Genomic DNA, 21,206 nt, shown 5'->3' with positions numbered 1-21,206 from the left:
ACAGCCGGAATTCGCGGCGGAACCTGAAACAATCTATGGTGGGAGGACCTCTGCACCCCGGTGAGCCGTACATGGCCTCGAGTCCGCTGCGTCGCTCCGTCGAGTCAACCGCGCCCGCGGCTCCACGCATCCCCACGAGCGTGCTGGAGGGGTTGTTCGTCCGGGGGCTGAAGGTCTCCGGGCGGCTGGTGGAGGAGTTGGAGGCGCTGGGCTACGACATCAAGCGGCCGGAGGTGGACTATCCGGTGGAGGTCTTCCAGCGCGCGGTGCTGCTGGCGAGGCGGGAGGTCTTCGGCGCGCTGACGGACGAGGAGGCCTACCGTCGGTTGGGCCGCACGCTGGTGGACGGCTTCGCCTCCACGCTGGTCGGCCGGGTGGCGGCGGTGGCCCTGCCCATGATTGGCCCCGCGCGCGCGGCGGAGCGCATCCCGCGCTACCTGGCGCTGATGGGGCGCACGGACATCGACGTCACCCAGACGCCCGTGGGTGAGCGGGGCCGGCGCATCGTGTTCACGGACCGCTACAACCGCCCGGACCTGATGGCCGGCGGCCTGGAGCGGATGATGGAGCTGGCCAACGCCCAGCCGCGAATCACCGTGGAGGAGCGCAACGTCGAGGGCTACCGTCTGCTCGTCCGCTGGTAACCCGGGCCCGCACGGGCCCAGGAGAGTTCATGTCCTACCCTCCCCGACTCGCCCACCTCGCCACCCGCGCCGTCGTGGTCGCGAAGCTGGTGCCCACCTACGCCCAGGCGCACCGACTCGACGAGGAGGAGGCCGCGCAGCGGCTGACGTCCGCGATGTCCGGGCGGATGCTCGCGGCGCTGCTGGACGCGGCGTGGACCGCGATGCGCGGCAAGACGAAGCGGCTCACGGATGACGGGCTGTTGGAGAAGGTCGCCGGTACGTTGTCGGAGCGCCCGCTGCGCCCGGGCCGCGTGGCGGAGGTGACGCCCGCCTGGAGCGCCTTCCTGGTGCTGACGGACCTGGAGGCGGGCACCGCCAGCGACGCGGCCCGCCGGGTGATGGAGACCGAGGAGGGACGTCGACGGGGCGACGAGGGCATGGCCGAGGCGGGCCGCTTCCTTGCCGCCGAATTGACACGCGGCAAGTAGGGGCCGGCCGGCCGTGGCATGAGGGGCCCCGCGTCGTTATAGGCTGGCCCCACGCTCCACCGTGCGCCGCCGATGTCCACCCCGCTGCCCACCACCCTGCGCATCCTGCCCTCCATCCACGAGGTCCCCGCCTCCCTCTGGGACGGGCTCGTGGACGAGGCGGCCCTGCCCTTCCTGGAGTGGACGTTCCTCGCGGCGCTCGAGGACAGCGGCAGCGCGGTGCCCGAGCGCGGCTGGCACCCCCGCCACCTGACGTTGTGGCGCGGCTCCCGATTGGTGGCCGCCGCGCCCGCCTATCTCAAGGACGACAGCCAGGGCGAGTTCATCTTCGACGCGCCGTGGGCCACCGCCTCCGAGCGCGCGGGACTGCGCTACTACCCGAAGCTGGTGCTCACCGTGCCCTTCACGCCCGCCACCGGCCGGCGCGTCCTGGTGGCCCCCGGCGAGGACCGCGCCGCACGCGAGGCGGAGCTGTACCAGGGCGCGCTGGAGTTCGCGCGCGCCGAGCAGCTCTCCGGCGTCCACGTCCTGTTCCCCACCCAGGAGGAGCTGCCAACGCTGGAGGCCCAGGGCTACGCGCTGCGGCTGGGCGTGCAGTACCAGTGGGACAACGCCGGCTACAGGACGATGGAGGACTTCCTCGCCCGCTTCCACTCCAAGCGCCGCAACCAGGTGCGCCGGGAGCTGCGCGCGCCCGCCGAGCAGGGCCTCGAGCTGAAGACGCTGCGCGGCGACGCGCTGTGCGAGGTGGACGTGGACACGCTCCACCGGCTGTACGCCTCCACGGTGGACAAGTATCCGTGGGGCGCGCGCCTGCTCACCCGCGACTTCTTCGCGCGGATGCTCTCCGGCTTCCGTCACCGCTGCGAGCTGGTGGAGGCCCGGCGGGAAGGCCGGCTGGTGGCGGGCGCGTTCAACTTCAGGGCTCCCCAGGTGCTGTACGGGCGTTATTGGGGGTGTTTCGAGGAGCACCCCTTCCTGCACTTCAACGTGTGCCTCTACCACCCGGTGGCCGAGGCCATCGCCCAGGGGCTGACACGCTTCGAGCCGGGCGCGGGCGGCGAGCACAAGCTCACGCGGGGCTTCGAGCCGCGCCTCACGTACAGTGCCCACCTCTTGCTCCACCCGGGGCTGGACCGGGCGGTGCGCGGCTTCCTGGAGCACGAGCGGGCAGCCGTCCAGGGCGGACTGCCGCAGTGGCGGGCGGAGACAGGTTTCAAGGGAGTGGCCTGAAACGGCGCGCTTCCCAGGTCATCAGAGGGAGTCGGACAGGAATATGGCGCAGAAGCATGACAACGACGGCTCCGTCGCCACGGAGACCGCCCCCAAGCAGAAGCTCAAGAAGCCGACCCTCTACAAGGTGCTTCTGCACAACGACAACTACACGACGCGTGAGTTCGTGGTGGCCGTCCTCAAGGAGGTCTTCCACAAGTCGGAGTCGGATGCCGTGCAGATCATGCTGCACGTCCATTACAACGGAGTCGGAGTGGCCGGCGTCTATACGTTCGAGGTCGCCGAGACGAAGCTCAAGACGGTGGAGGCCGCGGCCCAGGACAATGGGTTCCCGCTGCGGTTGTCCATGGAACCCGAGGAAGGTTGAACCGTGGCAGGACCGCTGATTGCCAAAGAATTGCAGGCCAGCTTCCGCACCGCCCTGGAGGAGGCGCGGAAGATGGGCCACGAGTACCTGACGCTGGAGCATCTGCTCCTGGCGCTCACCAAGGACTCGCGCACCCGCGAGGTCCTCAAGGCGTGTGGGGCCAACGTCAAGCGCCTCCAAGAGAGGCTCGTCTCCTTCCTGGAGGAGACGGTCGAACGGCTGCCCGAGGACGCGGAGGCCGACCCCCAGCAGACCATCGGCGTGGAGCGGGTGCTCCACCGCGCCGCCATGCACGCCCTGTCCGCCGAGCAGAAGCTCATCGACGGCGGCGACGTGCTGGTGGCCCTCTTCCGCGAGGAGGAGAGCCACGCGCTCTACCTGCTCCAGCAGGAGGGCGTCACCCGGTTGGATTTGCTCAACTACATCTCCCACGGCATCTCCAAGGATGAGGCGGGCGAGGGCGAGGAGGGCGGCGCCGGCAACGGGCACGCGCCCGCGGGGGACGACGACGAGGAGGGCGAGTCGCCGCGCAAGAGCCCGCTGGAGACGTACACCACGCAGCTCAACATCGAGGCCAAGGAGGGGCGCATCGACCCGCTCATCGGCCGCGACAAGGAGCTGGAGCGCACCATCCAGGTGCTCTGCCGCCGCCGCAAGAACAACCCGCTCTACGTGGGCGAGGCGGGCGTGGGCAAGACGGCCATCGCCGAGGGCCTGGCGCTCTACATCCACGAGGGCCGCGTCCCCGAGCCCTTGAAGAACGCCATCGTCTACTCGCTGGACATGGGCTCCCTGCTCGCGGGCACCAAGTTCCGCGGTCAGTTCGAGGAGCGGCTCAAGGGCGTGCTCAAGGCGCTCCAGGAGCAGCCGGAGGCCATCCTCTTCATCGACGAGATCCACACGATTGTCGGCGCGGGCGCCACCAGCGGCGGCTCCATGGATGCGTCCAACATCCTCAAGCCGGCGCTCGCCAGCGGGAAGCTGCGCTGCATCGGCTCGACGACGTATCAGGAGTTCAAGTCCTCCTTCGAGAAGGACCGCGCGCTGTCGCGGCGCTTCCAGAAGATTGAAGTCGCCGAGCCCTCCGTCGAGGACACCGTCCTCATCCTGGAGGGGCTCAAGAGCCGCTACGAGGAGCACCACGGCGTGAAGTACACGCCCGAGGCGATTCGCGCGGCGGCGGAGCTGGCGGCCAAGCACATCAACGACCGGTTCCTGCCGGACAAGGCCATCGACGTCATCGACGAGACGGGCGCGGCGGAGAAGCTCAAGCCGGAGGGTGCGCGCACCAACACCGTCACCGGCGCGGACGTGGAGGCCGTCGTCGCCAAGATGGCGAAGATTCCCGCCAAGAGCGTGTCCGCGAGCGAGGGCGTCCAGCTCCAGAACCTGGAGAAGGAGCTGCAGGCGGTCATCTTCGGGCAGGACGGGGCCATCAAGGACCTGGTCAGCGCCATCAAGCTGGCGCGCTCGGGGCTGCGCGCGCCGGAGAAGCCCATCGGCTCGTTCCTCTTCTCGGGCCCCACGGGCGTGGGCAAGACGGAGCTGGCCAAACAGCTGGCGCAGACGTTGGGCGTGGAGTTCCTGCGCTACGACATGAGCGAGTACTCGGAGAAGCACACGGTGAGCCGGCTCATCGGCGCGCCGCCGGGCTACGTCGGCTTCGACCAGGGCGGCCTGCTCACGGACGCGGTGCGCAAGCACCCGTACGCCGTGGTGGTGCTGGATGAAATCGAGAAGGCCCACCCGGACCTCTTCAACATCCTGCTCCAGGTGATGGACCACGCGACGCTGACGGACAACAACGGCCGCAAGGCCGACTTCCGCAACATCGTCCTCATCCTCACCACCAACGCGGGTGCCCAGGAGATGAGCACCAAGTCCATCGGCTTCGGCGACCTCGCGAAGCCCGCGGACGCGACGCGCGCGAAGAAGGCGATTGAGCGCACCTTCACGCCGGAGTTCCGCAACCGGCTGGACGGGTGGCTCCTGTTCTCCGGCCTGCCGCCGGAAATCATCCTCAAGGTCGTGGACAAGGAAGTCCGCCTCCTCCAGAAGATGCTCGAGGAGCGCAAGGTGAAGCTGGAGCTGACGCCCGCCGCGCGCGCGTGGCTGGCCGAGCGTGGGTATGACCCGGCCTTCGGTGCCCGGCCCATGGCCCGCCTCGTGGACAACTCGCTCAAGAAGCCGCTCGCCGAGGCGCTGCTCTTCGGTGAGCTGAAGAACGGCGGCACCGCCCGCTACGACGTGGACAAGGGCGGCGACAAGCTGGACCTCCAGACGACCGCCGCCCCCGCCGAGCCCGTGCCGGCGTAGCGCCGCGCGAGCAAGGCCCTCGAAACGAACGAGGCCCCGATTCCCACCGTGGGAGTCGGGGCCTCTGACGTTTCCAGCAGCCGCGCTACTCGACGCGGTAGATCTTCACCGCGCTGGAGAGCTGCTCGGAGATGATTTGCAGCGTGGTGGCGGCCTCGCCGGTGGAGCCGATGCGGGCCACCGTCTCGTCCATCATCTTGGAGAGGTCGTTCACCGCCAGGGTGATTTGGTTGATGCCCACGTTCTGCTGGGACACCGCGGCGGCAATCTGACGGACGGCGGCGGCGTTGTCCTGGACGATGGAGGACAGCTCGCGCAGGTTCTGCCCGCTGGTGCGCACCTGGGCCAGGCCCGCCTCCATGCGCTCGGCGCCGCGCTCGGTGATTCGCACCGCGGCCGTCACCGAGTTGGCGATGTCGTCGAGCAGCTCCCGCACCCGCGTCGTCGCCTGGATGGACTGGTCCGCCAGCGCGCGAATCTCGCGCGCCACCACGCCGAAGCCCTTGCCGTGCTCGCCCGAGCGCACCGATTCAATCGCCGCGTTGAGCGCGAGCATGTTGGACTGGTCGGCCAGGTCCTTCACCGTCTGGGTGATGCCGCCAATCTGCTGCGTGCGCTCGCCCAGCTCGAGAATCTTCTGGGCAATCTCACCCACCTGGACGCGGATGTCGTTGAGGCCCGCCATCGTCTGCTCGATGGAGGCCTCGCCCGCGCGGGCCAGCGCGTCCGCGCGCTCGGCCACCGACAGCACGCTCTCCGCCTTCTGCGCGGCGAGCATGGAGGTCTGCTTGATTTCCTGCGCGGTGACCTGCGTCTCCTGGAGCGCGGCGGCCTGCCGGGAGATGGTCTGCGCCTGGTCCGTGGAGGACGTGTTGAGGTGCTCGGTGGACTGCGTCAGCGCCTGCGCGGCCTGCTGGAGGTTGAGCGTCACCTCGCGCAGCCGGGCCACCATCTGCGCGAAGGAGTTGGCCAGCCGGCCCACCTCGTCGCCGCTCTTGGCGTGGATGGGGCGCGTCAGGTCACCGGACTCGACGATGTGGCCGGCGACCTCCGTCAGCTCGCGCATGGGGCGCACGATGCTGCGCCCGAAGGCCGCCGCCACCGCCACGCCCAGCGCCACCAGCAACAGCGCGAAGCCCATCATCCGCCAGCGCAGCGCGGACACCAGGTCGTCGATGTGGTCGCGGGAGATGCCCACGTGCACCGTGCCCAGCCGGCCACCGGCCACGGGCGCCGCCACGTTCGAGGCGTGCAGCGTGCGGCCCTCGGTCTCGAACTCGAGCACCTCGCCCCAGCCGTTCTCCTCACTCACCTCGCCCTGCGCCACCGCGGACGCCTTCAGCGCTTCGGGGAAGGCGCCCGTCAGGCTGTGCGCCACCACGTTGCCGCCCGCGTCCGAGACGAAGACGTAGGCGACGTCCTCGCTGGTGCGCGAGACGTCCAGCAGGGGCTGGAGCGTGGTGAGGCCCATCTTCGCGCCCTGCTCCGCGGCCACCGCGAGGCTGCGGGCGAGCAGCTGGCCCTCGCCCATGTGGCTGGAGACGAGGTCCGCCTCCAGCCGCCGCGTGGCGATACCGGTGAGGATGGCGGCCACCGTCGCGCTGACGAGCGTGGTGACGAGGACGAGCTTCGGCGCCAGTCCGAGCGACTGACGGAACTGCTGGCCGAGCTGCGTGGTGAACGAGGTCTGTTCGGTGCTCACGGCATCACCACCCGGAAGACGTCGGGACGACACCCGCGAGGGCGCGGGGTGAATACAAACGACTCGGGACTACCAGCAAGCGGCCCGCGACGAACAGGGGGCACTGACGGGCTCATCGTCCCACCCCACCCTCTCCGCGCCCACCGGCCCGGAAGTTGGGGGGGATGCAGCTCTGGAGGATGAGCTCCGGCACCGAGGCCAGGGGCACGCCCTGGTCCGTGGCGTGGATCTCCAGCGCCGCGCGGGGCATGCCGTAGACCACGGAGGTGGCCTCGTCCTGGGAGAAGGTGACACCGCCGGCCTTGCGGATGGCGAGCAGCCCGCGCGCGCCGTCCTCGCCCATGCCGGTGAGCACCACCCCGCCGCTGCGCCGGCCGAACGACGCCGCGAGCGACGACAGCAGCACGTCCCCGTTGGGGCACGGACCGCCCTTGCTGCGCTGCAGCCGCGCCAGCCCCGCCGGGTCCACCAGCAGGTCGTGCCCGTCCAGCGGGAAGTACACGCGGCCGGGCTCCAGCCGCTCGCCGTCCCGCGCCACGTCCACCGTCAGCGGCGTCACCTGCGACAGCCAGCGCACCATGCCCTGCGTGAAGCCCACGGTGATGTGCTGCGCGATGAGCAGCGGGACCGGCAGGTCCTTGGGCAGCTTGGAGAGCAGCTCCGCCAGCGCGGGCGGGCCACCGGTGGAGGCCACCACGCCGAAGACGTCCACGCGCGCGCCGATGGGCGGCGGCGTCACCACGTTGGCGCGCTGGCGCCGGGAGATGACCGGCACCTCCGCCATCAGGCACACCGAGTGGGCCAGGTCGCGCCCCCACCGGCGCAGCTCCTCCACGTTGGTGACGTTGGGCTTGCCGATGAGCTCCAGCGCGCCGGCGCTCATCGCCTGGAAGCCCAGGTCCACGCCGCGCTGCTCGGCCACCGCGCTCACCACCAGCACCCGCGCGGGGGCCTGGGACATGATGGCGGTGATTGCGCTGGGGCCGTCCAGCCCCGGCAGCAGCAGGTCCATGGTGATGACGTCCGGGCGCAGCAGGCGCGCCAGCTGCACGGCGCGGTTGCCGTCCCCGGCGCGGCCGACGACCTCGATGCGAGGGTCCTCGGTGAGCAGGGCCGTCAGTGTGTTCGCCATGGTGGGCGAGTCGTCCACCACGAGCACCCGGATGGGGCGTCGGTTGTTCACGCGCGCGCTCCCCTGCGGCTCATGACGTCGAGCACCTCGGCGAGCAGGCGGCCCGCGGCGCACTCGCGCTTGCTCAGGTAGCCATCCGCTCCCGCCGCCAGGCCCCGCTCCCGCGCCGCCGCGCTGTCATGCGCGGAGACGAGGATGACCGGCAGCGACGCCGTCTCCCGTTTCTCCCGCAGGCGGGCGATGAGCTGGGTGCCGTCCATCTCCTCCATGTCCAGATCGCAGATGACGACGTCGTAGGTGTCCGTCGCCAGCCGGTCCAGCGCGCGGGCGCCGCTGGCCGCCAGGTGCACGCTGAAGCCGCCCGCCTCCAGCATGGCCCGGTGCAGCGCGCGCGCGGTGAGCGAGTCGTCCACCACCAGCGCCCGGCGCTGCGCCGTCACCTGCGTCTGGCCCGACTCCGTCACCAGCCAGTCCGGCCGGCAGATGAGCAAGAGCTCGCCTCGGCTCAGCGTCGCCGCGCCCTGCCACGCCGGCACGTCGCGGACCTCGGAGGGCAACGGCCGGATGACCAGGTCGCGGTCCCCCACCACCGCGTCCACGCCCAGCGCCACGCGCTTGCCTCCGCTCTGCACGATGAGCAGCGGCTGGCCTTCCGCGGGCGGCGCCAGCGCGCGCAGGCCCAGCCTGGCGCCCAGGTCCACCACCGGCAACAGCTGCCCCTGGTACTCCAGATGCGCCTTGCGCTTGCCCAGCCGCAGCGAGTCCGCGCGCGCCAGCTGCGTGGCCTCCACCGCGAGCATCGGCAGGCCCACCAGCTGCTCCAGCGCGCGCACCACCAGCACGGGCGAGCTGCCCAGGTCCACCGGCAGCGTCATCACGAACCGCGTGCCCTGGCCCGGCGTGCTGTTCACCTCGATGCGGCCCTGCAGGCCCTCCACCGACGCGCGCACCGCGTCCAGGCCCACGCCCCGGCCCGACGTGTCCGTCACGTCCGAGCGAGTGCTGAAGCCCGGCCGGAAGATGAGGTCGCGCAGCTGGTTCTCGTTGAGCCGCTCCGCCTCGTCGGAGGCGATGACGCCGCGCGACTCGGCCACCTTGCGCACCCGCGTCACGTCGATGCCCGAGCCGTCGTCCGCGCACTCGAGGAAGAGCAGGTTGCCCTGCTGCTCCACGCGCAGCGTGAGCGCGCCCTCGTGGTGCTTGCCCGCCTTCTCGCGCTCGGACGGCAGCTCCAGGCCGTGGTCCACGGCGTTGCGCAAGAGGTGCACCAGCGCGCCCTGGAGCTTCTCCAGGAGGCGCCGGTCCAAGGACAGCTCCGAGCCCACCACCGACAGCCGCGCCTCCTTGCCCAGCTGGCGCGACAAGTCACGCACCATGCGCTGCAGCGGGTCCAGGATGGTGCGCACCGGGCGCGTGGTGATGGCCTTGAGGCCCTCCTCCAGCGCGTCGACGATGTCGCTCGTCTCCTCGCCATCGGTGCGCAGCGAGCGCGACGTGCCGGACAGCAGCGTGCGCGCCTCGGCCGTCTCCGCCAGCAGGCCCTGCTTGGCCAGCACCGTCACCACGCGGTCCAGCTCGCGGCCGCGCTCCTCCACGCGCAGCCGCACCTCGCGCAGCCGCTCCACCTCGCGCATCAGCGCCGTCACCTGCCGCACGCTGACGCGCCAGCCCGTGTCCGCGGACTCCGCCTGCGGGTCCAGCTGGGCCGACAGCTCCAGGGACCCGGCGTCCTCCGAGGCGCCGTTCGTCTCTGGCTCCGCGGCGCCGTTCGAGCCCGCGGCCGCCTGCGCGCCCACCGACTCCGGCGCGGGGCCGTCCGCCACCAGCTGCGCCAGCGCGGCGGCCGGGTCCGGCAGCGAGTCCCCGCGTCCATCCGCGTGCGCCTGGGCGCGCAGCATGAACAGGTCCAGGCCGTGCAGCAGCACGTCCACCACGGACCGGGGCATCTTCTGCGTGGTGGCCTTCAGCGGCGCGAGCGCGTCCTCCAGCTTGTGGGCGATGTCGCCCAGGTCCTGCAGCCCCAGGCTGGACGCGCTGCCCTTGAGGGTGTGCAGGTGCCGGCCCAGCCGGACGTAGAGCTTCGCGAGCGCGCCCGAGTCCAGGCCCTCGCGCTCCAGCTCCAGCAGGTCCATGGTGACCTTCTGGATGACCTCCTGGGCCTCGACGGCGAACCCCGTGACGAGTCCCTGCAGCATCGGGTCAACGGGCATTGCGTCCTCCCGTCGAGCGGGTGGTGAACAGGCGCTTGAGGTCGATGAGGTGGATGAGCTGCCGGTCCTGGGTGAAGACCTCCATCACCGGCCCCTCGGCCCGCACGCGCGCGGCCTCCACCGCGCTCGCCGGCAGCGTGGTGGGGCGCGGAATGGCCTCGCAGTCCAGCGCGCACAGCTCGCCGTCGCCGCGGTCCACCACCAGCAGCACCGCCGGATCCTGCCGCCAGCCGTGCCCGCCCAGCATGGACGCGAGGCTCAGCGCGGAGAGCACCTGGCCCTGGAAGCGCAGCACACCCACGACATGCGGCGAGGACAGCGGCACCGGCGTCACCATCCGCAGGGGCAGCGCCGCGCGCAGCATCTCCAGCGACAGCGCGTAGCGCTCCTCGCCCAGCGGGAACTCGGCAATCCAGTGGACCGCCTCCTCCACCGTCGTCTCGGCCTGCTCGCGCAGACGCGAGGCGCGCCGCTCGAGCAGCTCGACGGCCTCCTGCTCCTGGGCCTCCTCCATGCTTCTGGGAAGGATTTTCATTCGAGGGCCCCTTGATTGAGGTAGGCGTCAGCGGACGCCTGATAGAACCGCGCCGGCAGGGCCTCGGGCCCGTCCACGAGGTGGTCCGGCGCCAGCCGCTCCGCGCGAACCCGCAGCGCGCGCATCAGCGGCACCGCCGCCTCGCGCGCCCCGGTGCGCTCCCGAAGCAGCGCGAGCTCGAGCAGCCCCGGCAGGTAGTCGGGAGCCTGACGCACCAGCGACTCCAGCACCGCCGCCGCGCCCTCCACGTCGCCCTCCTCGATGCGCTCCAGCGCCTCCAGGTGCAGCCGGGACGGCGGGGGCGGCGGCGTCACCCGCGCGGGCACCACCGGCACGGGCGTGGCCTTGGGCTTGCGGAACAACGGCGCGGGCGGCTCGGCGCGCTCCACCGGGCGCGGCGCGGGCGCGGGCGTGGTCAGCTCACCGGGCGCCAGCATGCGGAAGGTCTGCAGCTCCGGCGGGCCCTCGCGCACCATGCCGGGCGGCACCCGGTCCGCCTCCACGGCGCCCAGGAACAGGAAGCCGCCCGGGTTGAGCGCCCGCGTCAAGAGCGAGATGGCCTGCTCGCGCGCTGCCGGGGAGAAGTACGTGAGCACGTTGCGGCAGAGGATGAAGTCGAAGCGGCCGAAGCGCTCGGGCAAGGGCGCCAGCAGGTTCCCCTGCGCGAAGGTGGTGATGCGGCGCACCACGGGGAGGATGGTGACCTGCCGCTCCGGCGCGTCCAGGTAGAGCGGGAACAGCCGCGGCGCCGACTCGCGCCGGGACCAGGTGCCGTAGGACGCGCGCCGCGCCGTCTCCAGGCTGGCCTCGTGCAGGTCCGTGCCCAGCACCTCCACCGGGAAGCCGTGCGGCACCGACGCCAGCAGCGCCGCCGCCAGCGAGTAGGCCTCCTCGCCCGTGGCGCAGCCCGCGCTCCAGCCGCGCAGCGCGAGCGCGCCCTTGCGCAGCGCCGCCGGCACGCCCACCTGAGAGATGAAGCGGAAGTGCTCGGGCTGCCGGAAGAAGTACGTCTCCCCCACCAGCGCCGCGCGCACCAGCGTCCCGGACAGGGGCGACTGGGGGAAGAGCATCTCCCCCAGGAGGTCCGCCGACGAGCGTCCGCGCGCGAGTTCCTGGCGCACCACGCGCTCCATGGCCTCGGAGGCGATGGCGTCGTCGCGGAAGCCGGTGATGGAGGACACCACTTCCCGCGCTCGGGTCAGAAGCCGCGGGTCGAGCTCTGCGCTCATGCGCTCCGCCTGGCCTCCGCGGCCTCCACCATCTTGGGCAGGTCCTGCAACAGGCCCCGCGCCACGAACACCCGCGGGTCCAGGATGGGCAATAGGTGCCCCCCGGCGCGCAACATCCCGATGAGCCCCTCGCGCAGCGGACCATGGTCCGTGCCGCCCACGCGCTCGCGCCGGTCGATGTCCGCCGCCGCGTACTCCTCCGGGTCCTTCACCGTGTCCACCGCGAGCGCCAGCGCCACCCCGTCCACCTGGATGACCACCAGCATCCGCTCCACGCGCGGCAGCGAGTGCTCCACGCTCAGGCGGCGCGCCACGTCCAGCACGCACAGCGCCTCGCCGCGCACCTCCACGTATTCGCGCAGGTACGAGGGCGCCGTGGGCAACGGCCGCGTCGCCGGATGCAGCAGCACCTCGCGCACCGCGTCCAGCGGCACCGCGAACTCCAGCGTGCCCACCGTCACCCGCAACACCAGGAGCGAGCCGGTGCGCGCGCGGCGGCGCGAGTTGGCCAGCGCCTCCCCCACCGCGTGCAAGAGCTCATCCGCGCGGAAGGGCTTGGCCAGGAACGTCTCCGCGCCCAACCCCAGACACGCCTCCGCGCGCGACTTCTCCGAGGAGATGATGATGACCGGGATGTCCGACGTGGCCGGGTCCGCCTTCATCCGCTGGAGGACCTCGTCGCCGTCCATCTCCGGCATCGACAGGTCCAGCAGCACCGCGGCGGGCCTGAGGCGGGAGACCTTCTCCAGCGCCTCGCGGCCGTTGCTCGCGGTGTGGATGGTGTAGTGGCCGGAGAGGATGGCGCGCTCGAGCGCCAGGATGGCGTCGCTGTCGTCGACGAGCAGCAGGGACGGCAGGCTCACGGCATCAAGCCTTGGTCAAGAACTGACGGACGGTCTCCGTCAGCTCGTGGTGGGAGACCGGCTTCTGGATGAACGCGTTGGCGCCCGCCTCCGTGCCCCGCTGGCGCAGGGCCACGTCCTTCTCCGCCGTCAGCAGCAGGATGGGCACGGTGCGCAGCTGCGCGTTCTTGCTGGCCCGGACCTCCTTGACGAAGGTGATGCCGTCCATCCCGGGCATGTTGATGTCCGCGATGACCAGATTCACCGGGACGAGTTTGAGGAGTTGCAGCGCACGAGATGCATCTTCCGCCTCCACCGTCCCTACCTTGAGGTTCATGAGGTAGATCTTGACGATGTTCCGAACGGTCGGGCTGTCGTCCACCAGCAAGATGTTGGTGCTGTTGGTGCTCACGGTGCCACGGCTCCTGCGCAGGGGTTGGGCCAATGCGGCCGTCCCCTGCGAAACGTGGGAGGACTCTACCGTGAGCGCTCTCACGGGAGAAAGCGGGGGGACCTGTCCGCATTCACGGCGGGCGGGCAGGTGTCGGATGACCTCGACGCCGGGAGCGGGTGGCGCCTACTCGCTCGGAGGCTTGGTGCCTGCGGGCTGGGCTCCCGCCACGGACTCCGGGGGCACCGGTGGCGCACCCACGGCGTGATAACCACCGTCCACGTGGATCATTTCGCCCGTGGTGGAGGGCAGCCAGTCCGACAGCAGGGCACACGCCGTCCTGGACACCATGTCGTGGCTGTCCTTGGCGCTCCAGCCCAGTGGGGCCTGGGTACCCCACCCCGCCTCCAGCGCCTTGAAGCCCGGGATGCCCTTGGCGGCCATGGTGGACAAGGGACCCGCCGCCAGCGCGTTGACCCGGATGCCCTTGGGGCCCAGGTCCCTGGCCAGGTAGCGGACGGTGGACTCCAGCGCGGCCTTGCACACGCCCATCCAGTCGTAGATGGGCCACGCGACGCGGTTGTCGAAGTCCAGCGTCACGATGGAGCCGCCCGGCGGCATCAGCGGCACGCACGCCACCGCGAGCTCCTTGAGGGAGAACGCGGAGATGCGGAACGCCGTCTGGACGCTCTCCCAGGGCGTGTTGAGGAAGTTGCCGCCCAGGGCGTCGTCCGGGGCGTAGGCGATGCCGTGGAGCACGCCGTCCACGCGGTCCCAGCGCTGCTTGAGCGACTCGGTGAGCGCCTTGAAGTGCTCGGGGTTGGTCACGTCCAGCTCCAGCACCTCGAGCCCCGGCTTGAGGCGCTTGGCGCTGCGCTCGGTGAGGGACTTGGCCCGACCGAAGCCCGTCAGGAGGATGTCCGCGCCCTGCTGGAGCGCGTGCTCGGCGATGCCATAGGCGAGGGACTGGGGGGTGAGCACCCCGGTGATGAGCAGCTTCTTGCCCTGGAGCAGCATGTGAGGCGGCCTCTTGGGAGGGAGAAGGGGTTGGGGGAGCGGGCTGTCTAGCACTCCTTTCGACCGAAACGGGACGAAACGGGTGCTGGGAGTCCCCGGGTGTCGGGGTGTTCCCAGGTGAAGCTGGGCTCAACAGCGGCATGACTTGGCCTGCTCCCCTGAACAGGCCCCTCCCCTGGGGTGCCGCCAGGGCCCAACAAAGACGCCTCGAAAAACCCCCAACGGGGCGGTCATCCAGTAAAAGACGACACCGCCATGGCGAACTTCCAGGACTCGTTCCTTTCCGGCGCCAACATCGACTTCATCGAGGGGCTCTACGCCCGCTACCTCGAGGACCCCGCCAGCGTGGATGCAAGCTGGCGAGAGATCTTCGAGCGAAACGATGGTGCCGGCCGTCCCATCTTCAGCACGAAGCTCTTGGAGGTGCCCGCGGCGGCCGTCGCGCCCGGCAAGGGCAACGGCAAGGCCGCGGGTGCCGCCCAGGCCCCCGCCGCCGCGCCGGCCGCGGCCCCCGTCGCCGCCCAGAGCACCGCCCAGGCCCAGGCGCTGGAGCTGCAGTCCAAGGTGGACCAGGCGCTCTTCGCGTTCCGGCTGCGCGGCCACCTGCGCGCCGACCTGGATCCGCTGAACCGTCCGCGTCCCGCGCTCGCCCACGTGGCGGACGTGAGCATGGTGGATGACGGCCACTTCTCGCCCAAGGAGCGCGAGCAGGAAGTGGAGACGCACAACGTCTTCCCGCAGCAGAAGGTGAAGCTGGACGAGCTGCTCGCGCGCCTGCACCGCACGTACACGGGCAGCGTCGGCGTGGAGTTCATGCAGATCCTCGACAGCGAGCGCCGCCGCTGGCTGATGCAGCGGATGGAGCACAGCGAGAACCGCACGGCGTTCTCCGTGGAGGACCAGCGGCACATCCTCACCAAGCTGTCCTACGCGGAGGGCTTCGAGAACTTCCTGCACACCAAGTACGTGGGCGCCAAGCGCTTCAGCCTGGACGGCGGCGAGGCCCTCATCCCCATGCTGGACGCCATCGCCGAGGTGGGCAGCGGCCTGGGGCTGAAGGAGGTCGTCATCGGCATGGCCCACCGCGGCCGCCTCAACGTGCTGACGAACATCCTGGGCAAGCAGCCGGGACAAATCTTCAGCGAGTTCGACGGCCCCAAGGACCCCCGGGCGTACCTGGGCCGCGGCGACGTGAAGTACCACATGGGCTTCTCGTCGGACCACACCACGCGCCAGGGCAAGAACGTGCACCTGTCGCTCGCGTTCAATCCCAGCCACCTGGAGGCCGTCAACCCGGTGGTCGAGGGCCGCGTGCGCGCCAAGCAGGAGCGCTTCGGCGACACCGAGCGCGTGGGCGTGATGCCCCTGCTCATCCACGGCGACGCGGCCTTCATGGGCCAGGGCGTCGTCGCGGAGACGCTCAACCTGTCGGGCCTCAAGGGCTACACGACGGGCGGCACGCTCCACGTCGTCATCAACAACCAGGTCGGCTTCACCACCGACCCCCACGACTCGCGCTCCTCCATCTACGCCACCGCCATCGCGCAGATGCTGGACATCCCCGTGTTCCACGTGAACGGCGATGACCCGGAGGCCTGCGTGCACGTGGCGCGGCTGGCGGCGGAGTACCGCCAGACGTTCCACAGCGACGTGGTCATCGACCTCATCTGCTACCGCCGCTACGGCCACAACGAGGGCGACGACCCCTCGTTCACCCAGCCGGCGATGTACGACATCATCCGCAAGCACCCCACGGTGCGCACGCGCTACGCGAAGGCGCTGGCGGACGGCAACCGCATCAGCGCGGAGGAGTCGGAGGCCATCAAGCAGCGCTGCCTGGCGGAGTTCGACGCGGCGCTGACCCGCGCGCGCCAGGAAAGCGAGTTCAAGGAGCCCAGCGCGCTGGAGGGCCTGTGGAAGGCCTACCAGGGCGGCTCGGTGAAGAGCGCGCCCCAGGTGTCCACCGCCGTGGACAAGGCGAAGCTGCGCGACGCGCTCCAGCGGCTGTGCACGGTGCCCGAGGGCTTCCACGTGCACCGCGACGTGGAGCGCACCGTCATCAAGAAGCGCCTGGGCATGCTCGACAGCGAGGAGCTGCAGTGGAGCGAGGGTGAGTCGCTGGCGTACGCCACGCTGCTCTCCGAGGGCCACCCGGTGCGCCTGTCCGGCCAGGACTGCGAGCGCGGCACGTTCAGCCACCGCCACGCGGTGCTGCACGACGTGCAGACGGGCGCCAAGTACACGCCCCTGCAGCAGTTCTCCACCGGCCGCGCCAGCTTCCAGGTCGTCAACAGCGCCCTGTCGGAGATGGGCGTGCTCGGCTTCGAGTACGGCTACAGCCTGGACGTCCCGGACGGCCTCACCCTCTGGGAGGCCCAGTTCGGCGACTTCGCCAACGGCGCCCAAATCATCATCGACCAGTTCATCGCCGCCGCGGAGAGCAAGTGGCGCCGGCTGAGCGGAATCACGCTGCTGTTGCCACACAGCTACGAGGGCCAGGGCCCCGAGCACTCCAGCGCGCGCCTGGAGCGCTTCCTGGACCTGTCCGCCGAGGACAACATCCAGGTCTGCTACCCCACGACGCCCGCGCAGATCTTCCACCTCCTGCGCCGTCAGGTGGTGCGCCCGGTGCGCAAGCCCCTGGTCATCATGTCGCCCAAGAGCCTGCTGCGCCGGCCGGAGGCCACCAGCAAGGTGGACGAGCTGGCCACGGGCGGCTTCCAGGAGGTCATCCTGGACAGCGTGGCGCCCGCGGGCGTGACGCGGCTGCTCCTGTGCAGCGGCAAGGTGTACTACGACCTGGTGAAGGCGCGGAACGAGCGCAAGGACGACAGCATCGCCATCGTCCGGGTGGAGCAGCTCTACCCGTTCCCGGCGGACGAGCTGGCGAACCTGGTGGCGAAGCTGCCCAGGCTCGCGGAGGTCTACTGGGTGCAGGAGGAGCCCCGCAACGCGGGCGCGTGGCACTTCATGTTCCCGCGCCTGCATGACCTGGTGTCGTCGCGCTCGCAGCAACCCGTGAAGTTGGGCTACATCGGGCGCGCGGAGGCCGCCAGCCCCGCAACCGGCTTCCCGAAGACTCACGAAATCGAGCAGCAGCTCATCATCGAGGAAGCCATCTTCCGAGGGACCAAGAATGGCCGTTGAACTGAAAGTACCCCCCCTGGGCGAGTCCATCACCGAGGCCGTCGTCGGCAAGTGGAACAAGAAGCCGGGTGACGCGGTGTCCGCGGACGAGCCGCTCGTCGTCCTGGAGACCGACAAGGTCACCATCGACGTGCCCGCGCCCGCGGCCGGTTCCCTGGCGTCGGTCGCCTTCAAGGAAGGTGACAAGGTGCGCGTGGGCGACGTGCTCGGCCTCATCGAGGCCGGTGCCGGCGCCGCCGCCAGGCCCGCGGCGGCCGCTGCTCCCGCCGCTCCGGCGGCCGCGCCCGTCGCCGCCGCGCCCGCGCAGGACGCCGCGTCCGACGCGCGCATCACCCCCACCGCCAGGAAGATGGCGGAGGAGAACAAGGTCGACGTCACCCAGCTGAAGGGCAGCGGCGCCGGCGGCCGCATCACCAAGGAGGACGTGCTCGGTCAGCTCAACCGCCCGGCCGCGCCCTCCCAGCCCGCCGCCCCGGCCCAGCCCGCGGGCCCGCGCCCCAACGCCGCGCGCGAGGAGCGCGTGCGCATGACGCCGCTTCGCAAGCGCGTCGCCGAGCGCCTGGTCCAGGCCCAGTCCAACGCCGCCCTGCTCACCACCTTCAACGAGGTGGACATGGGCGAGGTGATGGCGCTGCGCAAGAAGTACAACGACAAGTTCCAGGCCCGGCACGGCGTGAAGCTCGGCTTCATGAGCTTCTTCGTCCGCGCGTCCATCGAGGCCCTCAAGGCCTTCCCCCAGGTCAACGCGGAGATCGACGGCGAAGACGTCATCTTCAAGCACTACTACGACATCGGCGTGGCGGTGAGCGGCAGCCGCGGCCTGGTCGTGCCGGTCATCCGCAACGCGGACAAGCTGTCCCTGGCGGAGCTGGAGAAGGGCGTGGGCGACCTGGGCACCCGGGCGCGCAACGACAAGCTCACCCTGCCGGAGCTGCAGGGCGGCACCTTCACGATTACCAACGGCGGCATCTTCGGCTCCATGCTGTCCACGCCCATCATCAACCCGCCGCAGACGGGCATCCTGGGCATGCACAACATCGTCGAGCGCCCCGTCGCCCGCGACGGCCAGGTGGTCATCCGGCCCATCATGTACGTGGCCCTCACCTACGACCACCGCCTCATCGACGGCCGCGAGGCCGTCCAGTTCCTCGTGCGCGTGAAGGAGTGCATCGAGGACCCCGAGCGGCTCCTGCTCGACGTCTGAGGCCGCCAACGCGACGCGTCAGTATTGACTGAGATGCCCGGCCTCAATGCAAACCGGGCATTTCAGGTCGCTGGCTGGACTTCCAGGCAGGCGTTTCACTAAAACCGGACATGTCTCCCGGTCGTCGGGGGGCGGGAAGAACGGGCGACTCTCACGCGTCGCCCCGCGAGACTGAAGGAAGTGCAATGGCAACCGGTACCGTGAAGTGGTTCAACGACGCGAAGGGCTTCGGCTTCATCACCCAGGACGGCGGTGGTGAGGACGTGTTCTGCCACCACACCGCCATCAACATGGACGGCTTCCGCACCCTCGCCGAGGGTCAGAAGGTGGAGTTCGAAGTGACGCGTGGCCCCAAGGGCCTGCAGGCTCAGAACGTTCGCGCCGCCTGAGACGTCGTTGCGATGAGCCCTTCCCCGCGAGGGGCTCACGAACGGAGGCCCGGCCCCTGTCCCCAGGGAACCGGGCCTCTTGCTTTCCGGAGCGTCCCCCGGACGCGCCCGGGCCCGCGCCCGTCACAGGTTCTTCTTGAAGTGCTCCATCACGCGCTCCCACTGGCGCTGCTTCACCAGCGGGTCGGGCACCATGTGCGTCAGGCCGCTCAGCGGGAGCAGCTCGTGCGGCTTGCCGGCGCGGAACAGGGCGTCGCTCAGCTTCAGCGTGTGGAAGAAGTAGACGTTGTCATCCGCGGTGCCGTGGATGAGCAAGAGCTTGCCGATGGGCTTGTCCGCCTTGGCGTAGGTGAGCAGCGAGCTCTTCTCGTACGCCTCGGGGTGCTCCTGGGGCAGGCCCAGGTAGCGCTCGGTGTAGTGCGTGTCGTAGTCGAGCCAGTCCACCACGGGGGCGCCGGACACCGCGGCCTTGAAGACGTCCGGGCGCTTGAGGGCGGCCAGCGCGGCCATGTAGCCGCCGAAGCTCCAGCCCTGGATGCCCACGCGCTTGAGGTCCAGCTCGGGCAGCTCCTTGGCCAGCGCCTGGAGCGCGTCCACCTGGTCATCCAGGGTGACGGTGGCGAAGTCGTACTTCACCTCTCGCTCCCAGGCGGCGCCGCGCAGGGGGGTGCCGCGCACGTCGAACTTCACGACGAGGAAGCCCTGGTCCGCCATCCACTGGGACATCAGGTGCGCGGCCATGCTGTGGTGCACCACGGTGGTGGTGGGGCCGCCGTAGATGTCGACGATGACGGGCAGCTTCTTGCCGGGCTTGAAGTCGCGCGGGCGGGTGATGGACGCCCAGTAGCGCTTGGGGCCCACCTGCCTGAGCTCCGTGTTGGGGACGAAGGGCGGCTCCTGCGCCACCTCCGGCAGCTGGCCCACGCGCGTGCCGTCCGCGCGCAGCACCTCCGTGCGGCTCATGCTCTTGAGACTGGACGTGTTGACGACGAACACCCCGCCGTCGCGCGAGGCGGAGCCACCCTCGATGCCCTCGCCGTTCTTCGTCACGCGCTCGGGCACCCCGCCGTCCTTCACGCGCCAGAACACGCTCTGCGTGGGGTTGGGGCCGCCGTTGAAGAACAGCGTGCGGTCCTTCTGCACGAAGCGCGTCATGCCCCGGAAGCCCGCGTCCGGCTTGACGAAGCTCTTGTCGAGCGAGCCGTCCGCCTTTCGCAGCTCTACCTCCGGGCCGCCGTTGCGCTCGGTGTACCAGAGGAAGCCCGAGCCATCGTCCAGCCACAGCGGGAAGTCCTGGTCCAGGTTGAGCCAGGCCGAATCCTTCTCCACCAGCAGCTCCCGCGTCTTGCCCGTGGCCGGGTCGACGGCGAGCAGCTGCTGCTCCGTCTGGACGCGGTTCTGCACCAGGATGGTGAGCGGGCCGCCCTTGGGCCACACCACGGTGGCCAGGTACGGGTACTTCGCCGCGTCCCACTGCACCCACGTCGTCTTGCCACCGGTAACGGCCGTGACGCCCAGGCGCACCTTGGCGTTGGGCTTGCCGGGGCGCGGGTACGCGAAGATTTCGCCGCCGCGCTCGGGGTGCATCACGTCGACGATGGTGAGCTTCTCCACCTCCGAGGTGTCGGACTCGGTGTAGGCGACGCGCCTGGCATCGGGGCTCCACCAGTAGCCGGAGAAGCGGCTCATCTCCTCCTGGGCGACGAACTCGGCCACGCCGTGCGTCTTCTCGGCGGTGCCTCCCTTCGTCACGCGCTGCTCCTTGTTCGCCGCGATGTCGATTCGGTAGACGTCGTTCTCGCGGACGTAGGCCACCTGCTTGCCGTCCTGGGAGAAGCGCGGGTCCAGCACGCCGGGGCCCGTCTTGAGCTCGGTCACCTTGCCGCTCGCGCGCTCGACGACATAGAGCCGGCCGGAGAGCGGGACGAGCAGGCGCGTGCCGTCGTCGGAGATCTGGTACGAGGTGAAGCCCCGGGCGCTGACGCGCATGCGCTCACGGCGGGCCTTCTCCTCGGGGGTGAGCGTCTCCTCGGTGCCCTTGAGCAGCGCCTCGGGGGTGAGCACCTCCTTCACCTCCCCGGTCGCCACGTCGAACGCATAGAGCGTCTGGACGTTGGAGGTGTCCTGGGTGCGCAGGAAGAGGACCTGCTTCTCGTCCGGGGTGACCCGTACGCTCACCGGGCGGCCGCTGGAGAAGTTGCGGGTCTCCGACAGCTGCCTCAAGAAGGGGTCTTGCGAGTGCGCCGTCTGGGGCATGGTGAGGGGCTTCATCTCCTGGGCGTATACGGGCGCGCTCACGAAAATGAGCGCTGCGGCGAGGACCTGGCGCATGCGTAGTCGAACTCCCGCCAGCGGCGGGGCTCCTTTCACGGAAAGGT

Annotated in this window: 17 protein-coding genes; 8 read left to right on the top strand and 9 right to left on the bottom strand. The window is 70.5% G+C overall.

Going from position 1 to position 21,206, the window contains the following annotated elements; genetic code table 11:
• The first annotated feature begins 71 nt into the window (after positions 1 to 71).
• From K8640_RS19750 to clpA, 5 genes are all read left to right on the top strand, one after another.
• The gene (locus tag K8640_RS19750; RefSeq protein WP_223748423.1) at positions 72 to 644 is read left to right on the top strand and encodes a DUF2378 family protein; all 573 of its coding nucleotides are present in this window, start codon (positions 72 to 74) and stop codon (positions 642 to 644) included.
• 29 nt (positions 645 to 673) lie between these two features.
• On the top strand, positions 674 to 1,114 hold the full coding sequence (locus K8640_RS19745) for a hypothetical protein (RefSeq protein ID WP_223748422.1): 441 nt from the start codon (positions 674 to 676) through the stop codon (positions 1,112 to 1,114).
• 72 nt (positions 1,115 to 1,186) lie between these two features.
• Positions 1,187 to 2,347 (top strand): GNAT family N-acetyltransferase, encoded by a 1,161-nt coding sequence (locus K8640_RS19740; RefSeq protein WP_223748421.1) that lies wholly within the window; start codon positions 1,187 to 1,189, stop codon positions 2,345 to 2,347.
• 43 nt (positions 2,348 to 2,390) lie between these two features.
• Entirely contained in the window at positions 2,391 to 2,714 is a 324-nt protein-coding gene (locus K8640_RS19735; RefSeq protein WP_046715870.1) for an ATP-dependent Clp protease adaptor ClpS, read from the top strand.
• 3 nt (positions 2,715 to 2,717) lie between these two features.
• Entirely contained in the window at positions 2,718 to 5,030 is a 2,313-nt protein-coding gene (gene clpA, locus K8640_RS19730) for an ATP-dependent Clp protease ATP-binding subunit ClpA (protein ID WP_223748420.1), read from the top strand.
• A gap of 85 nt (positions 5,031 to 5,115) precedes the next feature.
• On the opposite strand, the gene K8640_RS19725 is transcribed toward clpA, so the two are convergent.
• The 8 genes from K8640_RS19725 to fabI all read right to left on the bottom strand — a co-directional run bounded on the left by K8640_RS19725 (position 5,116) and on the right by fabI (position 14,088).
• Complete coding sequence (locus K8640_RS19725; RefSeq protein ID WP_223748419.1) at positions 5,116 to 6,732, bottom strand: methyl-accepting chemotaxis protein; 1,617 nt, start codon at positions 6,730 to 6,732, stop codon at positions 5,116 to 5,118.
• 112 nt (positions 6,733 to 6,844) lie between these two features.
• On the bottom strand, positions 6,845 to 7,915 hold the full coding sequence (locus tag K8640_RS19720; protein ID WP_141330168.1) for a chemotaxis protein CheB: 1,071 nt from the start codon (positions 7,913 to 7,915) through the stop codon (positions 6,845 to 6,847).
• Positions 7,912 to 10,074, bottom strand: coding sequence for a response regulator (locus K8640_RS19715; protein WP_223748418.1), 2,163 nt, complete (start codon positions 10,072 to 10,074; stop codon positions 7,912 to 7,914). The genes K8640_RS19720 and K8640_RS19715 overlap by 4 nt, the downstream gene beginning before the upstream one ends.
• Complete coding sequence (locus K8640_RS19710; RefSeq protein ID WP_141330172.1) at positions 10,064 to 10,609, bottom strand: chemotaxis protein CheW; 546 nt, start codon at positions 10,607 to 10,609, stop codon at positions 10,064 to 10,066. Before K8640_RS19710 ends, K8640_RS19715 begins: the two co-directional genes overlap by 11 nt.
• Positions 10,606 to 11,838 (bottom strand): protein-glutamate O-methyltransferase CheR, encoded by a 1,233-nt coding sequence (locus tag K8640_RS19705; RefSeq protein ID WP_223748417.1) that lies wholly within the window; start codon positions 11,836 to 11,838, stop codon positions 10,606 to 10,608. Before K8640_RS19705 ends, K8640_RS19710 begins: the two co-directional genes overlap by 4 nt.
• A complete protein-coding gene (locus tag K8640_RS19700) occupies positions 11,835 to 12,701 on the bottom strand; it encodes a response regulator (RefSeq protein ID WP_141330176.1) in 867 nt (288 codons plus the stop codon). Before K8640_RS19700 ends, K8640_RS19705 begins: the two co-directional genes overlap by 4 nt.
• 4 nt (positions 12,702 to 12,705) lie before the next feature.
• Positions 12,706 to 13,092 carry a response regulator gene (locus K8640_RS19695; protein ID WP_141330178.1) on the bottom strand — a complete coding sequence of 129 codons (387 nt, stop codon included), beginning with the start codon at positions 13,090 to 13,092 and terminating at the stop codon, positions 12,706 to 12,708.
• A 165-nt stretch (positions 13,093 to 13,257) separates the two neighbouring features.
• On the bottom strand, positions 13,258 to 14,088 hold the full coding sequence (gene fabI / locus K8640_RS19690) for an enoyl-ACP reductase FabI (RefSeq protein WP_223748416.1): 831 nt from the start codon (positions 14,086 to 14,088) through the stop codon (positions 13,258 to 13,260).
• A 255-nt stretch (positions 14,089 to 14,343) separates the two neighbouring features.
• On the opposite strand from fabI, the gene K8640_RS19685 reads away from it, so the two are divergent.
• The 3 genes from K8640_RS19685 (at position 14,344) to K8640_RS19675 (ending at position 18,828) form a co-directional block, all read left to right on the top strand.
• A complete protein-coding gene (locus tag K8640_RS19685) occupies positions 14,344 to 17,235 on the top strand; it encodes a 2-oxoglutarate dehydrogenase E1 component (protein ID WP_223748415.1) in 2,892 nt (963 codons plus the stop codon).
• Positions 17,225 to 18,439, top strand: coding sequence for a 2-oxoglutarate dehydrogenase complex dihydrolipoyllysine-residue succinyltransferase (gene odhB, locus K8640_RS19680; RefSeq protein WP_223748414.1), 1,215 nt, complete (start codon positions 17,225 to 17,227; stop codon positions 18,437 to 18,439). Before K8640_RS19685 ends, odhB begins: the two co-directional genes overlap by 11 nt.
• Before the next feature lie 185 nt (positions 18,440 to 18,624).
• Complete coding sequence (locus K8640_RS19675; RefSeq protein WP_141332297.1) at positions 18,625 to 18,828, top strand: cold-shock protein; 204 nt, start codon at positions 18,625 to 18,627, stop codon at positions 18,826 to 18,828.
• A gap of 123 nt (positions 18,829 to 18,951) precedes the next feature.
• Here K8640_RS19675 and K8640_RS19670 read toward each other — a convergent pair whose 3' ends face one another.
• Positions 18,952 to 21,159 (bottom strand): alpha/beta fold hydrolase, encoded by a 2,208-nt coding sequence (locus tag K8640_RS19670; protein ID WP_223748413.1) that lies wholly within the window; start codon positions 21,157 to 21,159, stop codon positions 18,952 to 18,954.
• Between the last annotated feature and the right edge of the window lie 47 nt (positions 21,160 to 21,206).

It is taken from the genome of Myxococcus sp. XM-1-1-1, from assembly GCF_020037095.1.
Lineage (GTDB): Bacteria > Myxococcota > Myxococcia > Myxococcales > Myxococcaceae > Myxococcus > Myxococcus fulvus.
Note: the sequence above shows the minus strand (reverse complement) of the source record. Positions and strands in the feature narration are given on the sequence as shown.